General features: G+C 58.8%; 21 protein-coding genes. 10 read left to right on the top strand and 11 right to left on the bottom strand.

Annotation, left to right across the window (positions count from 1 at the left end):
* The first annotated feature begins 58 nt into the window (after positions 1-58).
* From ACJ9N4_RS13515 to ACJ9N4_RS13500, 4 genes are all read left to right on the top strand, one after another.
* Positions 59-1,147: an oxidoreductase gene (locus ACJ9N4_RS13515; RefSeq protein WP_182274072.1), complete on the top strand. Its 1,089-nt coding sequence runs from the start codon at positions 59-61 to the stop codon at positions 1,145-1,147.
* A gap of 57 nt (positions 1,148-1,204) precedes the next feature.
* Positions 1,205-1,948 (top strand): SDR family NAD(P)-dependent oxidoreductase, encoded by a 744-nt coding sequence (locus tag ACJ9N4_RS13510; RefSeq protein WP_182919570.1) that lies wholly within the window; start codon positions 1,205-1,207, stop codon positions 1,946-1,948.
* Positions 1,949-2,131: 183 nt separating this feature from the next.
* Positions 2,132-2,428, top strand: coding sequence for a type II toxin-antitoxin system RelE family toxin (locus ACJ9N4_RS13505; protein WP_411500554.1), 297 nt, complete (start codon positions 2,132-2,134; stop codon positions 2,426-2,428).
* Positions 2,409-2,813, top strand: coding sequence for a helix-turn-helix domain-containing protein (locus tag ACJ9N4_RS13500; RefSeq protein ID WP_411500553.1), 405 nt, complete (start codon positions 2,409-2,411; stop codon positions 2,811-2,813). Before ACJ9N4_RS13505 ends, ACJ9N4_RS13500 begins: the two co-directional genes overlap by 20 nt.
* On the opposite strand, the gene ACJ9N4_RS13495 is transcribed toward ACJ9N4_RS13500, so the two are convergent.
* A complete protein-coding gene (locus tag ACJ9N4_RS13495) occupies positions 2,810-3,007 on the bottom strand; it encodes a YbdD/YjiX family protein (RefSeq protein ID WP_006809671.1) in 198 nt (65 codons plus the stop codon). The genes ACJ9N4_RS13500 and ACJ9N4_RS13495 overlap by 4 nt on opposite strands.
* A 59-nt stretch (positions 3,008-3,066) precedes the next feature.
* The gene (cstA, locus tag ACJ9N4_RS13490) at positions 3,067-5,172 is read right to left on the bottom strand and encodes a pyruvate/proton symporter CstA (RefSeq protein WP_182919568.1); all 2,106 of its coding nucleotides are present in this window, start codon (positions 5,170-5,172) and stop codon (positions 3,067-3,069) included.
* 274 nt (positions 5,173-5,446) lie between these two features.
* Here cstA and ACJ9N4_RS13485 point away from each other — a divergent pair, with 274 nt between their 5' ends.
* Positions 5,447-6,559: a M20 family metallopeptidase gene (locus tag ACJ9N4_RS13485; RefSeq protein ID WP_182274067.1), complete on the top strand. Its 1,113-nt coding sequence runs from the start codon at positions 5,447-5,449 to the stop codon at positions 6,557-6,559.
* Positions 6,560-6,614: 55 nt separating this feature from the next.
* On the opposite strand, the gene entH is transcribed toward ACJ9N4_RS13485, so the two are convergent.
* From entH to entC, 5 genes are read right to left on the bottom strand one after another with little or no spacing between them, the layout of a single operon-like run.
* Positions 6,615-7,028, bottom strand: a complete 414-nt coding sequence (entH, locus tag ACJ9N4_RS13480) for a proofreading thioesterase EntH (RefSeq protein WP_182919567.1) — start codon at positions 7,026-7,028, stop codon at positions 6,615-6,617.
* Positions 7,029-7,784 carry a 2,3-dihydro-2,3-dihydroxybenzoate dehydrogenase EntA gene (gene entA, locus ACJ9N4_RS13475; protein ID WP_182274066.1) on the bottom strand — a complete coding sequence of 252 codons (756 nt, stop codon included), beginning with the start codon at positions 7,782-7,784 and terminating at the stop codon, positions 7,029-7,031. It abuts the gene before it with no gap.
* Entirely contained in the window at positions 7,784-8,638 is an 855-nt protein-coding gene (locus ACJ9N4_RS13470; RefSeq protein ID WP_411500552.1) for an isochorismatase family protein, read from the bottom strand. Before ACJ9N4_RS13470 ends, entA begins: the two co-directional genes overlap by 1 nt.
* Before the next feature lie 10 nt (positions 8,639-8,648).
* Entirely contained in the window at positions 8,649-10,259 is a 1,611-nt protein-coding gene (entE, locus tag ACJ9N4_RS13465) for a (2,3-dihydroxybenzoyl)adenylate synthase EntE (RefSeq protein WP_182274064.1), read from the bottom strand.
* A 9-nt stretch (positions 10,260-10,268) separates the two neighbouring features.
* Complete coding sequence (entC, locus tag ACJ9N4_RS13460; RefSeq protein WP_182919565.1) at positions 10,269-11,444, bottom strand: isochorismate synthase EntC; 1,176 nt, start codon at positions 11,442-11,444, stop codon at positions 10,269-10,271.
* A 187-nt stretch (positions 11,445-11,631) separates the two neighbouring features.
* Here entC and fepB point away from each other — a divergent pair, with 187 nt between their 5' ends.
* Positions 11,632-12,591, top strand: coding sequence for a Fe2+-enterobactin ABC transporter substrate-binding protein (fepB, locus tag ACJ9N4_RS13455; RefSeq protein WP_182919564.1), 960 nt, complete (start codon positions 11,632-11,634; stop codon positions 12,589-12,591).
* Positions 12,592-12,638: 47 nt separating this feature from the next.
* On the opposite strand, the gene entS is transcribed toward fepB, so the two are convergent.
* Positions 12,639-13,886, bottom strand: coding sequence for an enterobactin transporter EntS (entS, locus tag ACJ9N4_RS13450; RefSeq protein ID WP_182274061.1), 1,248 nt, complete (start codon positions 13,884-13,886; stop codon positions 12,639-12,641).
* 111 nt (positions 13,887-13,997) lie between these two features.
* Between entS and fepD the strand changes: the two genes are divergently transcribed.
* From fepD to fepC, 3 genes are read left to right on the top strand one after another with little or no spacing between them, the layout of a single operon-like run.
* On the top strand, positions 13,998-15,002 hold the full coding sequence (gene fepD / locus ACJ9N4_RS13445) for a Fe(3+)-siderophore ABC transporter permease (RefSeq protein WP_411500551.1): 1,005 nt from the start codon (positions 13,998-14,000) through the stop codon (positions 15,000-15,002).
* Positions 15,002-15,991, top strand: coding sequence for an iron-enterobactin ABC transporter permease (fepG, locus tag ACJ9N4_RS13440; RefSeq protein WP_411500565.1), 990 nt, complete (start codon positions 15,002-15,004; stop codon positions 15,989-15,991). The genes fepD and fepG overlap by 1 nt, the downstream gene beginning before the upstream one ends.
* Complete coding sequence (gene fepC / locus ACJ9N4_RS13435; RefSeq protein ID WP_182919562.1) at positions 15,988-16,788, top strand: iron-enterobactin ABC transporter ATP-binding protein; 801 nt, start codon at positions 15,988-15,990, stop codon at positions 16,786-16,788. The genes fepG and fepC overlap by 4 nt, the downstream gene beginning before the upstream one ends.
* A gap of 92 nt (positions 16,789-16,880) precedes the next feature.
* Here the strand turns inward: fepC and entF are convergent, their stop codons facing one another.
* From entF to fes, 3 genes are read right to left on the bottom strand one after another with little or no spacing between them, the layout of a single operon-like run.
* Positions 16,881-20,741, bottom strand: a complete 3,861-nt coding sequence (gene entF, locus ACJ9N4_RS13430; RefSeq protein ID WP_411500550.1) for an enterobactin non-ribosomal peptide synthetase EntF — start codon at positions 20,739-20,741, stop codon at positions 16,881-16,883.
* Complete coding sequence (locus ACJ9N4_RS13425; RefSeq protein ID WP_411500549.1) at positions 20,738-20,950, bottom strand: MbtH family protein; 213 nt, start codon at positions 20,948-20,950, stop codon at positions 20,738-20,740. Before ACJ9N4_RS13425 ends, entF begins: the two co-directional genes overlap by 4 nt.
* A gap of 10 nt (positions 20,951-20,960) precedes the next feature.
* Positions 20,961-22,163 (bottom strand): enterochelin esterase, encoded by a 1,203-nt coding sequence (fes, locus tag ACJ9N4_RS13420; RefSeq protein WP_411500548.1) that lies wholly within the window; start codon positions 22,161-22,163, stop codon positions 20,961-20,963.
* Between the two features lie 252 nt (positions 22,164-22,415).
* Here fes and ACJ9N4_RS13415 point away from each other — a divergent pair, with 252 nt between their 5' ends.
* Positions 22,416-24,662 carry a TonB-dependent siderophore receptor gene (locus ACJ9N4_RS13415; RefSeq protein ID WP_411500547.1) on the top strand — a complete coding sequence of 749 codons (2,247 nt, stop codon included), beginning with the start codon at positions 22,416-22,418 and terminating at the stop codon, positions 24,660-24,662.
* Positions 24,663-24,699 lie beyond the last annotated feature (37 nt).

Below are 24,699 nucleotides of genomic sequence, written 5' to 3'. Positions count from 1 at the left end.
GCCATCTGGATGTCCAGACATAACATCGGGTTAGCGCGCCCTAAAAAAGGAAAACCACATGAGCAATACCGATATCCGTGTCGTACCCGGCCCGGCAAACTACTTCTCTCACCCCGGAAGCTTTGCGCATCTGAATGATTTCTTTACCCCGGAACAGCTTTCCCGCGCGGTGTGGATCTACGGCGAACGCGCAATCGAAGGTGCCCGCCCCTTCCTGCCGGAGAGCTTTAACGCACCAGGTGCAAAACATCTGCTGTTTAAAGGTCACTGCAGCGAGCGTGACGTCACCCACCTGGTGAATCGCTCCGGCGGTGATGCCAGTGTGGTGATTGGCGTTGGCGGCGGCGCACTGCTCGATACCGCCAAAGCGGTGGCACGCCGTCTGGGTGTGCCGGTTGTCGCCATTCCGACCATCGCTGCCACCTGCGCCGCGTGGACGCCACTTTCCGTGTGGTATAACGACGCCGGTCAGGCGCTACAGTTTGAGATTTTCGACGATGCCAATTTCCTGGTGCTGGTGGAGCCGCACATCATTCTTAACGCCCCGGCGGAATACCTGCTGGCGGGCATCGGCGATACGCTGGCGAAGTGGTACGAAGCGGTGGTCCTGGCTCCTCAGCCTGAAAAGCTGCCGCTGACCGTACGTCTGGGGATCAACGGTGCGCTGACTATCCGCGATGTCCTGCTGGAGCACAGTGAAGAAGCCCTGGCCGACCAGCAGCGTGGCGAACCGACGCAGGCGTTCAGGGATGTGGTGGACGCGATTATTGCCGGTGGCGGTATGGTCGGCGGTCTGGGTGAACGCTATACCCGCGTGGCGGCTGCACATGCGGTACATAACGGTTTAACCGTGTTGCCGCAGACGGAACAATACCTGCACGGTACCAAAGTGGCCTACGGGATCCTGGTGCAAAGCGCCCTGCTCGGCCAGGACGACGTACTGGCACAGCTGGTGGCGGCATATCAGCGCTTTAACCTGCCGACCCGGCTTCGTGAGCTGGATGTCGATATCAACAACCGCGACGAACTGGACAAGGTCATTGCCCATACCCTGCGCCCGGTAGAGTCGATTCACTTTTTACCGGTTGAGCTAACCCCTGACGTTCTGCGCGCTGCGTTTGAGAAGGTAGAATCCTTCAACCGTTAATAGCGTCGACCGTCTATACCTAATGATGATTCTCACCACTTTCTCAACGAGGTCATCATGCAGATCGATTTAACAGGTAAAAAGGCGCTGGTTACCGGTGCCAGCCGTGGGCTGGGTCGTGCGATTGCCCTATCGCTGGCGCGCGCCGGTGCCGATGTGATTATTACGTATGAAAAATCCGTCGATAAAGCCCATGCAGTCGCCGATGAGATAAAGGCGCTCGGGCGGCATAGCGAGGCCATTCAGGCTGACAGTGCCAGCGCACGGGCCATTCAGGATGCCGTCACGAATGCTGCACGCTCCCTCGGTGGGCTGGATATTTTGGTCAACAACGCCGGGATTGCGCGCGGCGGCCCGCTGGAGTCCATGACGCTGGCAGACATTGACGCCCTGATCAACGTCAATATTCGCGGCGTGGTGCTAACCACCCAGGAAGCGCTGGTGCATATGTCCGACGGCGGGCGCATTATCAACATCGGCAGCTGTCTGGCAAACCGCGTGGCAATGCCTGGCATTTCAGTCTATTCGATGACCAAATCTGCACTTAACTCCTTCACCCGTGGCCTGGCTCGCGATCTGGGGCCACGCGGCATTACCGTTAACCTTGTGCATCCTGGCCCAACAAACAGTGATATGAACCCGGAAGACGGTGAACAGGCTGAAGCGCAGCGTCAGATGATTGCCGTGGGTCATTACGGCCAGCCGGAAGACATCGCTGCCGCCGTCACCTTCCTCGCAAGCCCGGCTGCCGGACAGATCTCCGGCACGGGGCTGGACGTGGACGGGGGGTTGAACGCCTGATCGCAAATTTACTGCACACCTCTGTCGCCTGGCGGAGGTGTTTTCGAGCCGTCACGAAGGTTCGCATTTTGCCTCTACCCCCCGCAGTTTCTCCGCTCTACAGTGCCCCATAAGAAATTCAGAATTTATCTAATAGTCTTATTATTTCCTTATATTTTGTGTGGGCGTACAGTGGAGGTACGGATGAAGATTGTCTGGTCAAATGGTGCAAAGAAAGCGCTTACCAAAATCGATGGCCGTTATCATCGGCGCATTGAGGTTAAGCTCGCAGAGCTGGATGACCGTTCGGCTCCCCGACCCGATATCAAAAAAATATCGGTTTCAGAAAATCTTTTTCGGTTACGCGTGGGTGATTACCGCATTGTGATTACGCTTCGAGGTGATCCCAATAACGATTGCTATGTTTTGGCCGTTAAACGTAGAACATCAACAAGTTACCTGCACGAGGAGAATGCTCCTTATGGCTGTTCAGCTAATTAAGGACGATGAAGGGAAAACGCAGTATGTGGTTATTCCCTATGACGAATACTTTCGTATGTGCTTACAGATGGCAGAGATCGACGACGAAACCGACGACGATCTGGAGGATATTGAAGTCGAACACGATAGTTTGGATGACGTTGAATTGCCTGGGGAGGTCTGCAGTATCATGACCTGGCAGGACGTCAGCCTGCAGGCCGCCTGGCGTATCCTGCGCGGTTTATCCCAACAGGAGGTAGCCGATAAACTCGGCATCAGCCAGTCTGCCGTGTCACAGCTTGAAGCTCCCGACTCTCGCCCACAAAAGCGCACCCGCGAAAAGCTGGCGGCAATCTACGGTTGTAAGCAGGAACAGATCAGCCTCTATTTACCAAAAGAGGGTTAACAACACTTCGCACCGCCCTTGCCGCCGTAGCGGGCATCCTGGCGATCGCGGAAAAATTCTTCGTAGGTCATCGGCGTCTGGTCCGGATGATTGACGCGCATATGTTCGACGTAGTTATCGTAATCCGGCACGCCAATCATCATTTTGGCGGCCTGGCCTAAGTATTTACCTGCTTTGGAGAGGGTGTCGAACATAGTCAGTTTCTCGTTTTTGTCCCCTCTCCCCTGTGGGGAGAGGGTTAGGGTGAGGGGGATCAATGCGCCCCTTTCGCCTGGGTCACAATCTCTTCCAGGTTCTCAGGCATTGGTTCGTACGGCGTCTCTTTCGCCGTCGGCTTGTCTTCTTTCAGCGCCGCCAGCGCGGTCTTCAGAGAATACAACGCCAGCACCACAACCACCACCATAAAGAAGATGGTCAACCCGGCATCCAGACGGTTGTTAAACACCAGTTGCGAAAGCTGTGATTCCGTATACTGCGCCGGGATCTTACCGCTGTCGATCATCGCCTGGAACTTGTTAGCAATAGCCAGGAAGCCGACTTTATTATCCGGACTGAAGGCTTTCTGCCAGCCTGCCGTCAGGGTACAAATCAACAGCCAGGCGGTTGGCAGCAACGCCACCCACGCATAACGCTGGCGTTTCATCCTGAACAGCACCACGGCACACAGCATCAGCGCCATCCCGGCCAGCATCTGGTTGGCGATACCGAACAGCGGCCACAGGGTGTTAATCCCACCCAGCGGATCCACCACTCCCTGATACAGGAAGTAGCCCCACGCCAGCACGCACAGCGCGGTTGCCAGCAGGTTTGCCGGTAACGAATCGGTGCGCTTCAGGTTAGGGGAGATCACCCCCAGCAAGTCCTGTAGCATAAAGCGCGCCGCACGCGTACCGGCATCCACCGCCGTCAGGATGAACAGCGCTTCAAACAGAATGGCGAAGTGATACCAGAACGACACATCCATCAGCCCGCCCAGCGCACCGTGAAGAATATAGGCCATCCCTACTGCCAGCGTTGGCGCACCACCCGCACGGGAGATGATCGACTGCTCACCCACTTCATTCGCAATACTGGTTAACGTGTCAGGGGTAATGGCAAAGCCCCAGCCGCTCACCACCTGCGCGGCAGAAGCCACCACATCAACGGTTCCGGCCGGAGCCAGCACCGCCATCGGGCTGTTCATCGCAAAGTACACACCCGGGTCGATAATACAGGCCGACACCAGCGCCATGATCGCCACGAAGGACTCCATCAGCATGCCGCCGTAGCCAATCAGGCAGGCCTGATTTTCATTCGCCAGCATCTTCGGTGTGGTGCCAGAGGCAATCAGCGCGTGGAAGCCAGACACGGCACCACAGGCGATAGTGATAAACAGGAACGGGAACAGGTTACCCGTCCAGACCGGGCCAGTGCCGTCAATGAATTTGGTCAGCGCGGGCATGGTCAGGGTCGGGCGCATAATCAGAATGCCGATCGCCAGCCCCACAATGGTGCCGATTTTCAGGAAAGTGGAGAGGTAATCACGCGGAGCCAACAGCAGCCATACCGGTAGCACTGCCGCCACAAAGCCATAGCCCACCAGCATCCACGTCAGCTGTACGCCGGTAAAGTCAAAGAACGGTGCCCAGGTCGGGCTTTCGGCGACCCAACCGCCAGAGATAATAGCGAACACCAGGAACACCAGGCCAATCACCGACACTTCACCAATGCGCCCCGGGCGCAAATAGCGAATGTAGACCCCCATAAAAATAGCCAGTGGAATGGTAAAGGCGACGGTGTACGTCCCCCACGGGCTGTGGGTCAGTGCTTTCACCACGATCATCGCCAGCACCGCGAGGATGATAACCATGATCATAAAGGTCGCCACCAGCGCAATCACCCCGGCAGTTGCGCCCATCTCCTCTTTCACCAGATCACCCAGCGAACGCCCGTCGCGGCGGGTCGAGACAAACAGCACCATAAAATCCTGCACGGCACCCGCCAGCACTACGCCTGCGAGGATCCAGATCATTCCCGGCAGATAGCCCATCTGCGCCGCCAGTACCGGCCCCACCAGCGGGCCAGCCCCGGCGATGGCTGCAAAGTGGTGACCAAACAGCACTTTTTTGTCGGTAGGAACGTAGTCCAGACCGTCGTTATGCCGCACGGCGGGCGTCATGCGCGTGGCATCGACCGCCAGCACATTTGTAGCGATAAAACGGCCATAAAAACGATACGCGATCAGATAAATGCAGACGGAAGCGACAACAATCCAGAGCGCATTGATCTGTTCCCCCCGGTTGAGGGCGATATAGCCCAGGGCAAGTGCTCCCACAACGGAGAGCACTGCCCATATAAGGTATTTCCCTGAGTTGTTCATAATTGGTGTCCGTTGTAGTGAAACAGTGAGATGTTACATTTTGTTTCTAGAACAACAGTCAAAATTTAACAACTTTGAAACGCAATAATGCGTGGTCAAACCACACATTTACACCACAGTGTTAAGCCGATCACTTTCGATATGGTTCCAAAAATCACACTTTCATCTTTTTCAGCCAGGCGGGATCCGCAACGATGATTTACATCATTTTTTCTCTCTCCGGGCAGGTCAAAATACCTGAACGATTAGCTGACAACATGGCAGATACAGAAGAATGGAACTCGAAAATTACATACAAGAACTCACCTCTCTGGTGAACGTGGACTGCGGTACCCAGACCATTGCAGGCGTCGCCACCGTGGCCGGCATTATCGGGAAACTCTGGCAGCGTGAAGGCTGGTATACCGAACAGGTGGATCTGGGCGAAAAAGTTGGCCCCGGCGTGTTCGTTAGCAATAAACCGCAGGCGGAGCAATTCGACGTACTGCTGGTCGGCCATCTGGACACCGTGTTTGCCCCCGGAACCGTGGCTGAGCGCCCGATGAGCGAGGATGATACCCGCCTGTATGGCCCTGGCGTGTCAGACATGAAAAGTGGGCTGCTGAATATTTTGTGGGCGATGCGCGAGTTGAATGCCGGGGATAAAGAGCGTCTGGCGATTGCCGTTGCGATGAACCCGGACGAAGAAACCGGTTCGGTGTACTCGCACGCATGGATTGGCGAGCTGGCAAAACGTGCCCGCTGCGTGCTGGTGTGCGAAGCTGCCCGTGCTGATGGTTCACTGGTGAAAGCACGTAAAGGCATGGCGGGTTATCACCTCACCTTCAGCGGCGTGGCAGCACATGCGGGTAACGACCCTGAAAAAGGCCGCTCGGCAATAACCGCGCTGGCAAACAGCATTATTGCCATCAATGCACTAACCGACTGGGATCGCGGTACTACGCTCAACGTGGGGGTGATTCAGGGCGGTAGTGCAGCAAACGTAGTGGCCGACAAGGCCGTTGCAGAACTCGATGTGCGTTTCTGGGAAAACGACGAGTACGACCGGGTGAATCAGGCGCTGGAAGCGTTATGTGCAACAGGCTTTTCAGAAGGCGTGACCACCACGATTACGCGGGTAAATCACAAACCAGCGATGGCAACCAGCGAAGCCACGCGGGTGTTGATGCAACAGGTTGAAGCCGCAGGTAAAGAAGAAGGTATTGCCATTACCTGGCAGGCAGTCGGCGGCGGCAGCGATGCCAACCACACCGCTGCGCTGGGCGTTCCGACGCTCGACGGCCTGGGGCCGATTGGTGCCGGGTTCCACAGCCCGGCAGAGTGGCTGGATAAGGCATCGATTGCACCGCGAATTCGATTACTCAGGCGTGTAGTTTCAATGCTCTGATTTGGCACCAAACCATTCCCTCTCCCTGTGGGGAGAGGGCAACAGACCGCACTAATTACCCCAACACCATTGTACTCAACCGGCAAGTACAGCACCGTCGTCCCTGCTCATCAAATACCACAATTTCCCAGCTCTGGCTGGTGCGCCCCAGATGCAGCGGCTGACACACGCCGCGCACCTTCCCCTGTGATACCGCACGATGATGAGTGGCGTTCAGCTCTGTTCCCACCACGCTCTGCCCGTCGCGGGTCATCAGAAAACCAGCCATCGACCCCAGCGTTTCCGCCAGCGCGGCTGAGGCACCGCCGTGCAGCAGACCAAACGGCTGATGGGTACGCGCATCCACCGGCATTTCCGCCTCAAGGGTGTCATCGCCGATGCGGGTATAGACCATGCCCAGATGCGCCACCAGAGTATTCAGGCTGGTGGCATTCAGTGCTTCGAGCGATAAATGGCGCTTCCAGATCATCTACGCCCCCAGCGTGGAGCCGCCGTCCACCACAATATCCTGCAGGGTGATATGGCTGGCCGCATCTGATGCGAGGAACAGAATAGTGCTGGCGACCTCCTGCGGACGGGCAATTTTGCCCAGCGGAATGCCGAGCTTAAACTGTTCGCCAAAGCCACGAATCCGCAACTGTTCGGCATCGTCACTCTTCCACAGGGTACGCTGCATATCGGTATCGGTTGAGCCCGGCGACACCAGATTGCAACGCACGCCACTGCCCGCCAGCTCCAGCCCGACGGTCAGTGCCAGGCTTTTCAGCGCTGCCTTCGACGCACCGTAGGCGCTCATGCCGATGCGCGGCGTATGGGCGGCGTCAGACGCCACGGTCACAATTGCCCCGCCCTGCTGACGACGAAACTGGCCCATCGTCTGCTGGAACAGATTAAACGCTCCACCGACGTTGACCGCGAAGGTCTGCTGCCAGTCTTCCTGAGAGATCTGATCCGTCGCGCCCATACGCAGGATCCCGGCCGCATTCACCAGCACATCCAGACGCTCAATGGTGCTGAGCACGCGCCCGCAAACGTCGCTCACCTGAGCAGAGTCCGCCACGTCCAGCGTTTCGGTGGTAAACGGATAATCCTCCAGCCCAAACGCCAGGTCGAACCCGGTGACACGCGCGCCCGCCTCCACAAACGCCTGCGCAGTAGCGTAACCGATGCCCTTGCCCGCCCCCGTCACCCAGACGTTTTTGCCGGCGAAATCGAAACCCGCCATCATTTCACCTCACGAGAGAGCAGCACCCACCAGGCATCAATCGTCGGGTTTTTCGCCAGCATCACGAAGTCGATATCGCCGTATACTTTGCGCCAGCGCGCCGCCAGCGCCATCATGCGCACCGAGTCCAGACCGTAGTCGATCAGGTTTTCGTCATTCATCGGCTCGTCGGACTCATCCAGCAACGGCAACACCAGCTCACGTAGCGCCTCTTTTGAGGCAGGAACAGAAGGCAGCAGTTCATCAGTCATCACCACGCGGCCAGAACGTCCTGCCACATAGTTGAGCGACATCAGATGCTCATCGCGGGTAAAATCCGCCAGCGCATCGGCGATGAAGAACGGTTTAATGTCGCGCATAAACGCGTCGGTGGCGGTGGTCATGCAGCCGATGTGGGCATAAACGCCGGTGATCAGCAGCTGATTACGCCCGGTCTCTTTGAGCATGAGTTCCAGCGGCGAACGGTGGAACGCACTGTAACGCCACTTCACCAGCACGGTGTCGGCTTCGTCCGGCGTCAGCTCCGCCACAATGCGTTGCTGCTCGGGCGAACGGGTCAGACCCGGTCCCCACATGTCGTTCAACAGGGCGCGATCGTCATCGCTCTGCTCTTTCGGCTGCGCGGTGTAGTAGACCGGAATGTTGTGCACTTTGCAGTAGTCACGCAGTCTGGCGATGTTTGCCACCACCTGCGCCATCATCGGGCTGTTTTCGCCCCAGAAGTTCAGGAAATACTCCTGCATATCGTGGATCAACAGCGCCGCGCGCTCCGGCTCAAACGCCCAGTTCACTTTGTTGGTCGGCAGGTCTGCGACGGTTGGCAGTGCGTAAGCGGTTAATTTTGGGATAGCCATATTCTGTTCCTTAGCCCTGGGTGCGTTCCGCAAGCCGCAGGCGCAACTGTTTCTTATCAACTTTACCGACCGGCGTTAACGGGAGTGCATCCACGCTTTCCACGCGATCCGGTAGCTTAAATTCCGCAACGCCCTGTTCCCGCAGGAAGCGACGCACTTCGACCGCGCGCAGCGGCTGTTTCACCACCAGATACGCGCAACTTTTCTCACCCAGCAGGCTGTCTTCCATGCTCACCAGCGCGGCGTGGATCACCGCCTCGTGGCGCAGCAGCAGGTTTTCGATCTCTTCAGCGGCAATCTTTTCGCCACCCCGGTTGATCTGATCTTTCTCGCGACCCTGCACGGTGATATAGCCCTGCTCGTCAATAGCGATCAGATCGCCGGAGCAGTAAAAACCGTTGGCATCAAAGGCGCTGGCGTTGTGTTCCGGGCTGTTGAAATAACCCCGGAAGGTGTACGGCCCGCGGGTCATCAGACGCCCGACTTCGCCGCGTGGCAGCGGGTTACCGTGCTCATCGGCCACCCACACTTCATCATCAGGACACATCGGACGGCCCTGAGTGTTGATAATGCGTTCCGGCGTATCGTCGAGCGCGGTGTAGTTCACCAGCCCTTCCGCCATACCAAACACCTGCTGCAACTGGCAGCCCATCTCCACCGGAATACGCACGGCAAGCGTGGCGGAAAGACGCGCACCACCCACCTGCAGCAACTTCAGCGACTGAAGCCGGGCGTTACCCGCCCCTTCGGCAATCGCCTGTAGCCACAGGCTGACCGCAGGCGGCACCAGCGAGGTGACGTTGATCTGGTGCTGTTCAATCAGCGGGAAACAGAGCGTGGCGCTCGGATCATTCGCCAGCACCACGCAGCCGCCTGCGGTAAAGACGCCCAGCGAACCCGGCGAACTCATGGCGTAGTTGTGCGCCGCAGGCAGCGCATTCAGGTAACGGGTATCCGCGGTAATGCCGCAAATTTCGTTGCTGCGACGAATGCTGTAGTCGTAGTCGTTATGCGTGCGTGGGATCAGCTTCGGCGTGCCGGTACTGCCGCCGGAGAGCTGGAAAAATGCCACTTCATCGGCTGGGGTTGGGTTGGGAATGAAACGATCCGCCGGGCGCGCAATCGCGGCTTCCAGGGCATGATCCCCCTTATCACCGCGCAGTAGCACGACGCGCACTGAGCGGTATTCATCGGTAAAGGTATTGAGGAAGCTATCGCCCGTAAACAATGCATGCTCGCGATCGGCAATCAGCAGTGCTGGTTTGATCTGCGCGGCATAGGCGTTCAGTTCGTTACGCTGATGACTAAAGAGCGCATTGACCGGAGCCACGCCCACCTGTAGCAGCGCGAAGAAAGTGATGTAGAACTCGGCCACGTTGCCAAGCTGCACCAGCGCCGTCTCGCCGCGCTGCAGACCCTGTGCCTGTAACATTGACGCCAGGTTGTTCACTGCCTGGTTGAATTCGCGCCAGGTAAAGCGGCGGTCGCCGTCAATGATAGCGACCGTGTCGCTGTCTGCGCGATCGGTCAGGATGTGAGTTAATGGCCGATCCTGCCAGTAGCCTTTTTCACGGTAGCGCCGGGCAAAATCCTCAGGCCAGCGGGTAAAGGGAATGGTCATGAGTGCTCCTTAATGCAAACCAAAAACATTCAGCATGGTGGAGAGCTTCACGCCGGTTTCTCGCCACTCCCCCACCGGAGAGGACGCTGGCACAATACCCGCGCCCGCAAACAGGCGAACGGACTTCTCATGCAAACGCGCGCAGCGGATGGTCACCACCCACTCGCCATTACCTTCGCTGTCGCACCAGCCGACGATGCCGCCAAACAGTTCACGGTCAAACGGTTCCAGTTCGGCAATCAGCTGTTTTGCTGCCTGGTGAGGGAAACCGCTCAACGCAGGGGTCGGGTGCAGCAGACAGGCCAGCGTCAGCGCGTTTTCGTTTTCCCGCGCATCCCCTTCCACCGGTGTTGCCAGATGCCACAACGTCGGCGTGGTGATGAGCTGCGGTGAAGCTGGCATGCTCAGATGATGGCTGCGCGGCTCCAGAATGGCTTTCATCGCCTGCGTGACCAGGTCATGCTCGTGACGGTCTTTTTCTGACGCCAGCAGCTTGTTGCCCGCTTCGCGATCCAGCATGTCATCCGGCTGACGGCGTGCGGAGCCTGCCAGTGGCAGCGAGCTAAAGCGCGCGCCCTCTTTGCGCAACAGTAGCTCCGGGCTTGCACCGAGCAACACACCGCCATCTTCCAGCGGCACGTGGAAATTAAAGCTGGCCGGGTTCTGCGCAATCAGCCGTTCCAGCAAGGCGCTGCTATCAATCTTCTCGTCAGTCGCAATCTCAATCAGGCGCGACAACACCACTTTGTTCACCTGCGGCGTGGCGGTAAGCGCCGCCGCACGTGCCACCATCTCTTCGAAAACCAACTGCGGAGGGATCTCAGCCCGTGTTGCCACATTCAGCGCCTGCGCGCCGGAGAAATAGCGGGCGGACTGCTGACGCGCCGGGCGAGAGAATGTCTGCCAGCTTTGCGGAATAAACAGTGACGACGGTTTGCGGGTATCGAATGGAATAGCGCCCACCATGACAGGATGGGCAATGCCGCTGGCTTTCGCGTTCCGGAAAGCCTGGGCTAATTTTTGCTGGAAATTGCCAGCCGGATCGTCGCCGCCAACGGCGGATTCGGAGAAACGGGCAAAACAACCTGACGTGGTAAAACTGCGATAAGGCGACATAAAGAAAAAGCTGTCTGATTGCAGCGTGGTCGCGGTGTGCTGAACTTCCTCAGCCAGGGACGTATCCATATCATCCTCCTGAAATGATAAAGGCAGTAATAATGATTATCATTTATATTTTCGATGGCTAACCTAATCGCAGAGTGTCCTGGTGTCAACCACAGAGAGAACAACTTGTGCGACTATCGCTTGCATCCCTTCGCTGCAATCGTGAAAATGAGAATCATTAACTTCATAAAAAACAGGATGCCGCTTTGTGAAACTGCCCGCTATTTGTCGTAATGCCCTGCTTTTAACCGGACTTTTTGTTTTAGGACTAACCTCAGCGACCGCCGCCGACTGGCCTCGTCAGGTGACTGACAGCCACGGTACGCACACCATGAAAAGCAAACCGCTGCGCATTGTCTCCACCAGCGTGACCTTAACCGGCTCCCTGCTGGCAATCGATGCCCCCGTCATCGCCAGCGGAGCCACAACGCCAAATAACCGCGTGGCGGATGCACAGGGCTTCCTGCGCCAGTGGGGTGATATTGCGAAACAGCGCAAGCTTGCACGGCTGTATATTGGTGAGCCGAGCGCCGAGGCCGTCGCTGCCCGGATGCCGGACCTGATTTTAATCAGCGCCACCGGCGGAGATTCCGCACTGGCGCTGTACGATCAGCTTTCCGCCATCGCACCTGTTCTGGTTATCAATTACGACGACAAAAGCTGGCAGGCACTGTTAACACAGCTGGGTACAATTACCGGCCAGGAAAAACAGGCCGCAGAACGCATTGCGGAATTTGATAAGCAACTCGCCCGGGTGAAGCAGCAAATGACGCTGCCACCGCAGCCGGTCAACGCCATTGTCTACACCGCCGCCGCGCACAGCGCCAACCTGTGGACGACGGAATCTGCACAGGGTCAGTTGCTCCACCAGCTGGGCTTTACGCTGGCTGAGCTGCCCGCCGGGTTACATACCTCCAAAAGCCAGGGCCAACGCCACGACATCATCCAGTTGGGTGGCGAAAACCTGGCGACGGGTCTGAACGGTGAAGGGTTGTTCCTGTTTGCCGGTGACCAAAAGGATGTGGACGCAATTTACGCCAACCCGCTGCTGGCACACCTGCCTGCGGTGCAGAACAAGCGCGTCTGGGCATTGGGAACGGAGACATTCCGCCTGGATTATTACAGCGCGATGCGGGTATTAGACAGACTGGATTCGTTGTTTAAGTAGGGCATTAACCCGTCCTCTCCCTGTGGGAGAGGACGGGAATGAAGGCATCAGGCCGCACTGTCGTTCAACACAACTTCCTGCCTGAACCGTCGCAGCTCCGCCAACACCAGCAACAAAATCCCCCCGACAACCGCCAGCGCAAACCCACTGCTGCTCGCTGACGCCACCGGCGTCATCATCGCGCCCAGCCCGCCGAGGATCGCCGCGCCGATGGCATCACCCGTCACGTTCTGCGCCGTCCACAGACCGTTAATGCGCCCCAGCATCCCTTCCGGCGTCTGGGTCTGGATCAGGGTGTATTGCAACAATGAACTGATCGCACTCAGCCAGCCAAAGATTGCCAGGCAGAGCACGCCCAGCGCCCACACCGGCATCAGGCTGAAGAAGCCAATAGCGATAAACGAGGCCAGCGTCGCCACCAGCATAATCAACCCCGGACGCGCACTCTGTGCCAGCTTACCGCTGGTGAGCGCGCCGCACGCCGCGCCAAGTGGGATTGCCGCATATAACACGCCAATCTGCGGGGCGCTCATCTGCCACTCACCCGCCAGCGCCGGATAGAGCACGCGCACGGCGCTCGCCATCGTCAGCAAACCACCCAGCAACGCAATGCCGCCAATCAGCGGGTTGCTGAACAGAAAACGGATCGCCGCCATCAGTGATTTCAGCGGATGTTCGCGCTGTTGCGGCGGTGGTGGCAGAAGCGGTAAGCGCAGCAACGTGAGCGTGGTGATAAAGGTTCCCGCCGCCGCCAGCCCGTAGTTCCACGCCACGTCGCCGGTTGCCAGCAATAAACCACCGACCATCGGTGAAATCACCGATCCCAGGCGCACGGTGAGCATCGTAATCGCTCCCGCCTGCATCAGGTTTTCACGCCCCACCAGCGCAGGCGTAGCCGCCAGCAGCGCCGTCACGCCTAACGATGCGAAAAAGCCATCCCACAACCCCAGGGCATAAATCGCCATTAATGATGGCTCCGGCAACATGGCGTTCAGACACAACCCGACAAACCCCACGCCGCAGGTACCCCGCGCCAGCAGGATGAGTTTTTTACGTTCGTACCTGTCCGCCAGCACGCCGCCAATCATCAGACCGATAAACATCGCCCCACCCGTTAACGTAACGGATAACCCCACCAGCCAGCTGGAGTGAGTCAGGGTCTGGATCTGTACCGGCACGGCCACGCCGAGCAGGCCGAGGGATAAAATGGAGATAAAACGGGCGATAAAAACAGCGCGATACGCCGGATGCGTTTTAAGCAGGCTGAGGTTGATCAGCCAGGATTTTTGATTCATGACAAGGCCCTGAGGTCTAACGATCTACCAATTTCATGGGCGCACATGCTAACATAGCCAAATAAGATAGATAACGATAATTACTATCATTATCAAATCATGGATGTTGCTATGTCGTTTTCCTCTTCTGCGGTGCGCGCCGTTGCGGTGCCCGTTTTATTGCTACTGTTGATCCTTGCGATTGCACTCAGTCTGCTGGTTGGCGCGAAGCCGCTGCCCGCGTCCGTTATTGTCGATGCACTCTCCGGCACCTGCCAGAGCGCCGACTGCACCATCGTGCTGGACGCCCGTTTACCCCGCACGCTTGCCGGATTACTGGCCGGTGGCGCACTGGGACTGGCGGGTGCCCTGATGCAAACCCTCACCCGTAACCCGCTGGCTGACCCCGGTATTCTCGGCGTCAACTCTGGAGCCAGCTTTGCGATTGTGCTCGGCGCAGCGCTGTTCGGGTTTAGTTCGCCGTCGGAGCAGCTGATGATGGCCTTTTGCGGCGCGCTGGCAGCCTCACTGGTCGTCGCCTTTACCGGCAGCCAGGGCGGCGGACAACTTAGTCCGGTACGCTTAACGCTGGCAGGCGTGGCGCTTGCCGCCGTGCTGGAAGGGTTATCCAACGGCATCGCCCTGCTCAACCCGGACGTCTACGATCAGTTGCGTTTCTGGCAGGCCGGCTCACTGGATATCCGCACACTGGACACCTTAAAAGTGGTGATGATCCCGGTGATTATCGCCGCCGCCGTGGCGCTGTTTTTAAGCCGGGCGCTGAACAGCCTGAGCCTCGGCAGCGACACAGCCACCGCACTCGGTAACCGCGTGGCGCGCACGCAGTTAACAGGTTTACTGACGATCACCATTCTGTGCGGCAGTGCAACCGCCGTGGTCGGCCCGATTGCCTTTATCGGTCTGATGATGCCGCATATGGCGCGCTGGCTGGTGGGGGCAGATCACCGCTGGTCTTTGCCCGTTACGCTGCTTGCCACGCCTGCTCTGTTGCTGTTTGCCGATATTCTCGGTCGTCTTTTGGTTCCCGGTGAATTGCGCGTTTCGGTGGTCAGCGCCTTTATCGGTGCCCCTGTGTTGATTTTCCTCGTACGGCGTAAACGCGGAGGTGGCACATGATGGCTCCATCCCGTCGTTTAGTCACCAGCGTCTCCCTGCTGGCGTTCGCCATTGTACTGCTGGCGGTCTGGAGCCTGCGCAGCGGCGCGGTGATGCTCGATTTTACCCAGGTCTTTCACGCGCTGCTCGGCAGTGCGCCACGCAATATCACGATGGTGGTCACCGAATGGCGGCTGCCGCGCGTGGCGATGGCCATTCTGGTGGGCGCGGCGCTTGGCGTCAGTGGTGCGATATTCCAGTCGCTGATGCGTAACCCGTTGGGCAGCCCGGACGTGATGGGCCTCAATACCGGCGCATGGAGCGGTGTGCTGGTGGCGATGGTGCTGTTTGGTCAGCACCTGACGGCCATTACCGTTACGGCGATGGCTGGCGGCATTTTGACCTCCCTGCTCATCTGGGCGCTCGCGTGGCGAAATGGTATCGACACCTTCCGCCTGATCATTATCGGTATCGGCGTGCGCGCCATGCTGATGGCCTTCAACACCTGGCTACTACTGCAGGCTTCGCTGGAAACCGCGCTCTCCGCCGGGCTGTGGTACGCCGGTTCGCTGAACGGCCTGACGTGGAGCAAGACCTGGCCCGCCGCGCCGCTGATCCTGCTGATGTTTATTGGCGCGATCCTGCTGGTGCGACGCATGCGCCTGCTGGAGATGGGCGACGACAGCGCCTGCGCGCTCGGCGTGGGCGTTGAGCGTTCGCGCCTGACGCTGATGCTGGTGGCCGTTTTACTGACCGCTGCCGCCACCGCCATCGCCGGACCGATCTCATTTATCGCCCTCGTGGCTCCCCATATTGCGCGACGCCTCAGCGGGACGGCGCGCTGGGGGTTAACCCAGGCAGCATTGTGCGGTGCCCTGTTATTGCTGGCTGCCGACCTCTGCGCCCAACAGCTGTTTATGCCGTATCAGCTACCGGTAGGCGTGGTGACCGTCAGCCTCGGTGGTATTTACCTCATCGTTTTGTTAGTTCAGGAGTCACGCAAGAAATGACCGACTCAGTAACCCGCTTGCGCGGCGAAAACTTAACCCTCGGCTATGGCAAAAAAATCATTGCCCGCAACCTGAGCGTCGCCATTCCTGACGGCCATTTCACGGCGATCATCGGCCCGAACGGCTGCGGCAAATCGACACTGTTGCGCACCCTCAGCCGCCTGATGACACCGGTTGACGGCAGCGTGTTTCTCGACGGCGAGCAGATCCAGCGCTTTGCCAGCAAAGAGGTGGCGCGGCGTATCGGGCTGCTGGCACAAAACGCCACCACGCCGGGAGACATCACCGTGCAGGAGCTGGTCTCCCGCGGGCGCTACCCGCACCAGCCATTGTTTACCCGCTGGCGCAAAGAGGACGATGACGCGGTGAACCGGGCGATGCAGGCGACAGGCATCACCGACCTCGCATTACAAAGCGTGGATACCCTTTCCGGGGGCCAGCGTCAGCGGGCGTGGATCGCAATGGTGCTGGCGCAGGAAACCGCCATTATGCTGCTGGACGAGCCCACCACGTGGCTGGATATCAGCCATCAGATTGACCTGCTGGAACTGCTGAGCGACCTGAACCGTACGCAGGGCTACACGCTGGCGGCAGTACTGCATGATTTGAACCAGGCGTGCCGTTATGCCACGCATTTGATTGCATTGCGCGACGGCGAGATTGTGGCGCAGGGCGCACCAAAAGAGATTGTGACGCCGGAGCTGATCGAGCGGATCTACGGCATGCGCTGCATGATTATTGACGATCCGGTGGCGGGTACGCCGCTGGTGGTTCCGCTAGGGAAACGTGCGGTCTGATGCCCTCACCCCAACCCTCTCCCACAGGAAGAGGGAGCAAACTATCCCCTCGCCCCTATCGGGGGAGGGTTAGAGTGAGGGGAGGATTTACACTATCCCAATATGTCCTTCAATACCGGCCCAATCTTCTCAAACGCCTGCGGCGAAATGATATCCACGTGGGCGCAATCCTGGCTGTAAACCTCAAGCCCACCCACCCACGGTGCCCAGGCGACCTGTGGATCCATCGTTTGCGTGCGCCCGGCAACAAACAGCGTCGCTTTGCCGTCAAAGCGTGAACTGTGTGCCGTGGTGAGCAAGCGTACCGCATCGGCGTAGTTGCCTTCGATGGCGTTAAACAACTCGCCGGAACCCTGCCCCTGCTGCGCGGCGATAAACGCCTGGCGCTCACGTTCGATTTCCGCCAGCACTGCCGGGTCAAGACCATTGGCCTCTTTCTCCGCCCAGTTTTGCGTTTCCGGTGGCCAGGTATCCAGCAGGCCGAGGAATGCGACCGTTTCACCTTGCTCACGCAGACGCGCGGCAACCCCCTGCGCCAGCGTGCCGCCAAGAGAATAACCCAACAAATAATATGGCCCGCGCGGCTGCTCCCTGCGCAGTGTCGCCAGATGATGCCCAATCACGCCATCCAGATCGGCGCACTGCTGCATTGGCCCTTCTGGTCGCGGAGACTGGATGCCGGTGATTGACCAGCGCGGGCTGAGATAGCGCGCCAGCACGCTAAACTGCCAGGCAAAACCGGACGCCGGATGGAAGCAAAACAGCGTCGGGCCATGGCTTTCACGCAGCGGCAGAATGGTTTCATAACCCAGACGCTGCGCCTGCTCGTCGCTTATCGGCGAGTCCAGCAATGTGCTGAGTTTGCTGACCGTTGATGCCACCATAATCTGCCCCGGTGTCACCTTACGGGTGAATGCGCGGCTGAGCTGAGCGGCCAGACGCATCGCCAGCAGCGAGTGGCCGCCGAGGGCAAAGAAATCGGCTTCGATATCGTTCACCTCACAGCCCAGTAGCCCGGCAAACGCCTGAGCCACCGCCATTTCGGTTTCCGTCTGTGGCGCACGACCGGAGGTTTTGCTGGTCAGCTCTGGCAGCGGCAATGCTTTTCGGTCGAGCTTACCGTTCGCACTTAAAGGCAACGCACTGATTTGCAGCAGCACGACCGGCACCATGTGCGGCGGCAGTTGCGCTTTGAGCGACTCAAGCAGCGCGGCCCTGTCCAGCGGTAATCCCGATTCAGACACCACATACCCCACCAGCTGACGCGCATCCCCGCCCGTTGCCGCAGCCTGATTAAACACGCAGGCATGCGCCACGGCCTGCGCCACGTCCGGTAATGAAAGCATCGCCCGGTCAATTTCACCCAGCTCAATACGCTGGCCGCGAATTTTCAGCTGATCGTCACTGCGCCCTAAATACTCCACCGCGCCGTTATCCAGCCAGCGGGCCACATCACCGGTGCGATACATGCGCTCACCTGGCGCAAAAGGATCGGCAATAAAACGGCTGGCGGTTAAATCCGGACGTCCGAGATAGCCCTGCGCAAGCTGGACCCCGGTGAGATACAGATCGCCTGCCACCCCAAACGGCACCGGGCGCATCATCGCATCCAGAATGCGCAGCCCCGTGTTCCACACCGGGAAGCCAATCGGCACGCTGTTACCCTCTGTCGCCGCCAGTTCCGGGCCAAACGCCGGATACCAGCTCACGTCCACCGCCGCTTCCGTTGGGCCGTAGAGGTTATGCAGCGGCGCGCGGGTCAGTTGCTCCCACTCGCGGCACAGTTCGGCGGGCAGCGCTTCCCCACTGCAGAACACCTGTTTCAGCGTTTTGCAGCAGTCGGCATTTTCCGGCGTCAGCGAGGCAACAAACGCTGCCAGCATCGACGGCACAAAGTGGGTAGTGGTGACACCGTATTGCGCGAAGAAGCTCTGCATCGCCTGCGGATCGCGGTGAGCATCCGGCCCGGCCATCACCAGTTTCGCCCCGGCGATAAACGGCCACCAGAACTCCCACACCGACACGTCAAAACTGCACGGCGTTTTCTGCGCCACCACGTCGTGCGTATCCAGCGGGTAGTGATCCTGCATCCACTTCAGGCGGTTAACGATGGCGGTATGTCCTACCATCACCCCTTTCGGGCGACCGGTCGAGCCAGACGTGAAGATGATATAGGCCGTCTGCTCTGGTTTTGCCAGGTTCAGCGGCTTACCGTCCGTCGCAGGCAAGAGTGTGTTGTAACTCAATATCTCTACGGGCTGATCGTGAAAGCGCGAGCGTTGTTCATCAGTAGTGATGAGCAGCGACGGTTTTGCATCTTCCAGCATCATGCGCAGACGATCGTCCGGGTAGCCGGTGTCCAGCGGCAGCCACGCGGCCCCCGCCTCCACGATACCGTGCAGGGCCAGCGTCAGAAATACCGAGCGCGGCAGTGCTACCGCCACGCTGTCACCCGGCTTCACGCCGCGTTCACGCAGCAAGGTTGCCAGCGCCACCACCTGCTCGCGCATCTGGCGATAGTTCAGCTCAATGTGCGCATCGGCCAGCGCCGGGGCATCCGGCGTTTTATGCGCCTGTTCCGCCACCAGCCCGGCCAGCGTGGTGACAGGCAATGCTTTGCCCGTATCGTTGATACGCGCAAGCTGCTGGTATTCATCTCCGGATACCGTTTCAACCTCGCCACAACGCAGATCCGGGTTGGCGGCAAACTGTGCCAGCATCGCATTCAGACGCGCCGCGTGACGGGTCAGCGTGGTGGTATCGTAACGCTGCCGACTGGCGAGGATCTCAATGCTCAGGCCGCCCTGTTCGTCCGGGAACAGCGCCAGTTCAAGATCGTTTACCGGGCCGGTCGCCAGCGTATGGGTGGTGGCCTCCACGCCGTCAATATCCAGCTGATAATCGAACACTTTAACGTTCAGCACCGGGCCAAACAGCGCTTCATCTCCGGCCGCGCGCCCGCTGTCGCGGACGATCTGTTCGGCATCGTAGCGCTGATGACGGCGCATTTTTTTGAGCTGGTTTGCCAGGCGCAGCGCCAGCTCCGGCAGACTTTCCTGCGGGGAGATGTTGACCGCCAGCGGCAGTACGTTAAGCACCGGACCGGTAGCCGTCAGCGCGGCTGACCCCATGCGACGCATAAAGATAAACCCGGCGGCGTAGTCCAGCCGTCCGGTCAGACGACCCAGCCACAGCGCCACCAGCGCGAGAGCCAGATCGGTGCGCTGCACTTGCCCGGCGGCCTGGGTAAGCTGGCTAAAGGCGCGACTGTCGGCGGCAATTTTCAGGCGCAGAATATCAGTCGTTGCCGCACGCCCCGGCAGCGGTGCGGATGAGAGCGATACCGGAGCAGGCAGCTGCTTACGCTGCTCTGCCCAGAAGGCACCGTCACGCGGATACGCCTCGCTGTTGCGGTAGCGCTGGTACTCTTCCACCACCTCAGCAAACGGGGTAAACGGAGAAGATGGCAGGGTTTCGCCATTTTCCCATGCGGTGTAGATGGCGGCTATCTGACGGGTAATGGCCGGGAAACTGAAGCCATCGACCACTAAGTGGTGATAACGCTGATACCAGTACCAGTGGCGTTCACCCACCTGAATCAACTGGTGAAACGCCAGCGGCTGACCGCTGTCCACGCGCAGGTTTTGCCGGAGATCGGCTTCCATCAGCGCCACGGCGGCGGTGTGGGAGCCCGCCTTCACAACAGACGGCTCCGGCAGCGTCATAGATTCATCGACCCACTGCCACACTTCACCGTTATCTTCCATGAAGCGCATGCGCAGCGTATCAGCCTGCATCAGGCCCGCCGCAATGGCTTTTGCCAGCAACGGTGCATCTATGTCGCCTTTCAGCTCAGTGTAGTGCGCTACACTCCAGGCGTTTGGCAACGTGGAAAGTTGCTCCGCCATCCAGATCCCCGGCTGGGCGGCAACAAGAGGAAGATGTTGGCTCATGCGTTCTCCCCCGCAAAATGAGACGGTTCAAGCGCTTGCCAGTGTTCTGTCAGCCACTGCTGGCACGCGTCCTGGGATTGCGGTTCACAGACCACACGCCAGCCCGCAGGTAACGCGCACTGCTGCGGCCACAGGCTGTACTGCGCCTGGTCGTTACACAAAATGGCAAACTGTCCTTGCGGATCATCGAAAGGATTACTGAATTCCATACAGACTCCGTTATTGAGTAAGCGGCTGCCAGAGCGTCATCAGCCCCTGCGTCAGCCCACCGCGCCAGCAAAGTGCATCGTGTCCGCCGTCAACCTGACGCCAGATAACCGGTTGCTGAGTGTGTTGTAGTTCGGCGTAAATCGCCTGATTTGCGCGGAAGATAAGCGGCTCATTGCGCCCGGCCTCAAGGACAATGCGCAGCCCGTGTGCAGTTTTTTCACCCGCTTTAAGTTGTTCAATCAACACCCCCTCCTGCGGCGCGCCACGCTGCGGCCACCAGTACGAACCAGACTGGCTGAGCACACAGCCAAAGCGCTGCGGCCAGTTGAGGCCAGCATAGAGCGCAGAGAGTCCGCCAAAGCTTTGGCCCGCAGCCACCGTCCGGTCAGATCGGTCGCTGAATGGCGTGGTCGTTTTCACAAGTGGGAGAAGCTCTTCCTGCACCGCCAGCCAGAAATCGGGGTTACAGGTCAGCTCGCGGCTGCGGTGCGCAATATCGATCGCGTCGATTAAGACATAAACCGCAGGCGGCAGTTTGCCTTCGTCAGTGAGCGCCGTCAGCGCGGGCCACACGGGCATACTTTCGGCCCAGAACTGCCCGTCGAGCAGCACCGCCAGTGGGCGATCCGGGTTTGCATCGCCGGTGGTAAAAATCCAGACGCGGCGACGATTACCCAGCCGATCGCTGTTCCATTCAATACAAGCCGGCGGGCTGTACGGCGCATCAGGACGGTTCCAGCCAGGCTGTACCGGTGCCTCAGGCATTTCCAGCGCCGACACCGCATGGCCGCGCCCGCCGCGCCAGCTTTGGGGATTCAGCGGGTCGGAAACCGCGTGTGACAGCAGCCTGCCCCAGCCTTCGCGTAGCGCCATGCGGTCGGGCTGCTCACCGTGAAAGACCGCATCGGCAAAATCATGTTCATTCCCGGAAGGGATAAAACAGTAGCTGCCGCGCCACCGCGGGCTGAACTCACCCTGCCACTGCCAGACGTCAGTATCGGGAATGCGTTCAAGGGATTGCGGACAGGCATTTTGATGGTGATCGGTCACGCCAGTGATATAGAGCCAGACGCGCTTCACCGCCGATGATTTTTGCGTGCCGGCCGGGTCGCGCCACCAGAACGTCACGCGATAACTCTCCTGCTCTCGCACCCATTCGGGGCCGTTTTTCGACTGCCACCAGGCTTCACTTCCCGTTGTTAACGCCGTCACCCTTATAACCTCATGTTTAGAGAGTCTTTTTTGTTACAAGACAAAATATATTGATAATATTATTGATAACTATTTGCATTTGCAATAGCGTAGTGCCCGCGCTGTGGGAAGCGCGTTCATAAAATAACCATGCCAGCGTTGTGTGCGCCCGGGGACAGGGCGGCTTACACAAAATGCGGGTGACAACATGCCGCCTCCTCTCCCCTTCGGGAATGGAGCCAGGAGGAAGCGGCGCGAAAAGCAGGACGTACAATGAATAAGAAGATTCACTCTCTGGCCTTGCTGGTCAACTTAGGGATTTACGGCGTCGCGCTGCCCGCGCTGGCGGACGACAAAACCGCCACCACCACCGCGCAGCACGAAGATACGATGGTGATCACCGCCGCAGAGCAAAACCTGCAGGCACCGGGTGTGTCGACCATCACGGCCGATGAAATCCGTAAAAATCCCCCCGCCCGCGACGTGGCCGAAATCATCCGCACCATGCCGGGCGTTAACCTGACCGGTAACTCCACCAGCGGCCAGCGCGGCAACAACCGTCAGATTGATATCCGCGGTATGGGCCCGGAAAACACCCTGATCCTGATTGATGGCAAACCCGTCACCAGCCGTAACTCCATTCGTCTGGGCTGGCGCGGTGAACGCGATACCCGCGGTGATACTGGCTGGGTACCGCCGGAGATGGTCGAACGCATCGAAGTGATCCGTGGCCCGGCCGCGGCACGCTACGGCAACGGTGCGGCTGGGGGGGTGGTAAACATCATCACCAAAAAATTCGACGACCAGTGGCACGGTTCCTGGAACACCTACCTGAATGCGCCAGAGCACAAGGACGAAGGTTCCACCAAACGTACCAACTTCAGTCTGAGCGGCCCGCTGGGCGGCGATTTCAGCTTCCGCATGTACGGTAACCTGGACAAAACGCAGGCCGATGCCTGGGACATCAACCAGGGCCACCAGTCCGACCGCACCGGTATCTATGCCAACACGCTGCCAGCCGGTCGTGAAGGGGTGGAAAACAAAGACATCAACGGCGTGGTGCGCTGGGACTTTGCGCCAATGCAGTCCCTGGAGTTTGAAGCGGGCTACAGCCGCCAGAACAACCTCTACGCGGGTGACACCCAGAACACCAACAACGACAACGCGCTGGTGAAGAAAAACTACGGCAAAGAGACTAACCGAATCTATCGCCAGAATTTTGCAGTGACCTGGAACGGTGGCTGGGATAACGGCATCACCACCAGCAACTGGGCACAGTACGAGCACACCCGCAACTCGCGTCTTGGCGAAGGCCTGGCGGGCGGCCTGGAAGGGTTGTTCAACAGCGATAAATTCACCGATACCGACCTGGCTGACGTGATGCTGCACAGCGAAATCAACCTGCCGATTGATTTCCTGGTCAACCAGAACCTGACGCTGGGTACTGAGTGGAACCAGCAGCGTATGAAAGACGCCACCTCCTTCACGCAAACCCTGCAGGGCGGGACCATCCCGGGCATGAGCAACGATCGCAGCCCGTACACCTCGGCGGAGATCTTCTCCCTGTTTGCCGAAAACAACATGGAGCTGACCGACAGCACCATGCTGACCCCGGCGCTGCGCTTCGATCACCACACCATTGTGGGTAACAACTGGAGCCCGTCGCTGAACCTGTCACAAGGTCTGGGGAATGACTTCACCCTGAAGATGGGTATCGCCCGCGCCTACAAAGCACCGAGTCTGTACCAGACTAACCCGAACTACCTGCTGTACAGCAAAGGTCAGGGTTGCTACGCAAGCAGTGACGGCGTGGGTTGTTACATGATGGGTAACGATGATCTGAAAGCCGAAACCAGTATCAACAAAGAGATTGGTCTGGAGTGGAAACGCGACGGCTGGCTGGCGGGCGTGACCTGGTTCCGTAACGACTACCGCGACAAAATTGAAGCGGGCTATACGCCGATTGGCCACACCTCTTCCGGTAAAGTTCAGACCGATATCTATCAGTGGGAAAACGTGCCGAAGGCGGTGGTAGAAGGTCTGGAAGGTACGCTGAACGTGCCGGTCAGTGACACGGTTAACTGGACGAACAACATCACCTGGATGCTGCAAAGTAAGAACAAGGAGACCGGCGACCGTCTGTCGATCATCCCGGAGTACACGCTGAACTCCACCCTGAGCTGGCAGGTTCACCAGGATGTCTCGCTGCAGTCGACCTTCACCTGGTACGGCAAGCAGCAGCCGAAGAAATACAACTATAAAGGCCAGCCTGTGACCGGCTCCGAGAAAGACGAGATCAGTCCGTACAGCATCGTTGGCCTGAGTGCGACCTGGGACATGACCAAAAACGTCAGCCTGACCGGCGGCGTGGATAACGTCTTCGACAAACGTCAGTGGCGTGCGGGTAATGCCCAGACCACGGGTAACGCCGCCACCGGTGCCTATATGTACGGTGCTGGTGCATACACGTATAATGAACCGGGTCGAACCTGGTATATGAGCGTGAATACGCGTTTTTAAGGTAACCATTCCCTCTCTCCTTTGGGGAGAGGGTCTG

It is taken from the genome of Enterobacter sp. LM3 (assembly GCF_046622475.1).
GTDB lineage: Bacteria > Pseudomonadota > Gammaproteobacteria > Enterobacterales > Enterobacteriaceae > Enterobacter > Enterobacter cloacae_P.
This window is presented reverse-complemented; position numbering and strand designations above follow the sequence as displayed.

Bases quoted from the DNA above. Each gene is read 5' to 3' on its own strand.
- ACJ9N4_RS13515 (WP_182274072.1), top strand. From the start codon at position 59: ATGAGCAATACCGATATCCGTGTCGTACCCGGCCCGGCAAACTACTTC.
- ACJ9N4_RS13510 (WP_182919570.1), top strand. From the start codon at position 1,205: ATGCAGATCGATTTAACAGGTAAAAAGGCGCTGGTTACCGGTGCCAGC.
- ACJ9N4_RS13505 (WP_411500554.1), top strand. From the start codon at position 2,132: ATGAAGATTGTCTGGTCAAATGGTGCAAAGAAAGCGCTTACCAAAATC.
- ACJ9N4_RS13500 (WP_411500553.1), top strand. From the start codon at position 2,409: ATGGCTGTTCAGCTAATTAAGGACGATGAAGGGAAAACGCAGTATGTG.
- ACJ9N4_RS13495 (WP_006809671.1), bottom strand. From the start codon at position 3,007: ATGTTCGACACCCTCTCCAAAGCAGGTAAATACTTAGGCCAGGCCGCC.
- cstA (WP_182919568.1), bottom strand. From the start codon at position 5,172: ATGAACAACTCAGGGAAATACCTTATATGGGCAGTGCTCTCCGTTGTG.
- ACJ9N4_RS13485 (WP_182274067.1), top strand. From the start codon at position 5,447: ATGGAACTCGAAAATTACATACAAGAACTCACCTCTCTGGTGAACGTG.
- entH (WP_182919567.1), bottom strand. From the start codon at position 7,028: ATGATCTGGAAGCGCCATTTATCGCTCGAAGCACTGAATGCCACCAGC.
- entA (WP_182274066.1), bottom strand. From the start codon at position 7,784: ATGGCGGGTTTCGATTTCGCCGGCAAAAACGTCTGGGTGACGGGGGCG.
- ACJ9N4_RS13470 (WP_411500552.1), bottom strand. From the start codon at position 8,638: ATGGCTATCCCAAAATTAACCGCTTACGCACTGCCAACCGTCGCAGAC.
- entE (WP_182274064.1), bottom strand. From the start codon at position 10,259: ATGACCATTCCCTTTACCCGCTGGCCTGAGGATTTTGCCCGGCGCTAC.
- entC (WP_182919565.1), bottom strand. From the start codon at position 11,444: ATGGATACGTCCCTGGCTGAGGAAGTTCAGCACACCGCGACCACGCTG.
- entS (WP_182274061.1), bottom strand. From the start codon at position 13,886: ATGAATCAAAAATCCTGGCTGATCAACCTCAGCCTGCTTAAAACGCAT.
- fepD (WP_411500551.1), top strand. From the start codon at position 13,998: ATGTCGTTTTCCTCTTCTGCGGTGCGCGCCGTTGCGGTGCCCGTTTTA.
- fepG (WP_411500565.1), top strand. From the start codon at position 15,002: ATGGCTCCATCCCGTCGTTTAGTCACCAGCGTCTCCCTGCTGGCGTTC.
- fepC (WP_182919562.1), top strand. From the start codon at position 15,988: ATGACCGACTCAGTAACCCGCTTGCGCGGCGAAAACTTAACCCTCGGC.
- entF (WP_411500550.1), bottom strand. From the start codon at position 20,741: ATGAGCCAACATCTTCCTCTTGTTGCCGCCCAGCCGGGGATCTGGATG.
- ACJ9N4_RS13425 (WP_411500549.1), bottom strand. From the start codon at position 20,950: ATGGAATTCAGTAATCCTTTCGATGATCCGCAAGGACAGTTTGCCATT.
- ACJ9N4_RS13415 (WP_411500547.1), top strand. From the start codon at position 22,416: ATGAATAAGAAGATTCACTCTCTGGCCTTGCTGGTCAACTTAGGGATT.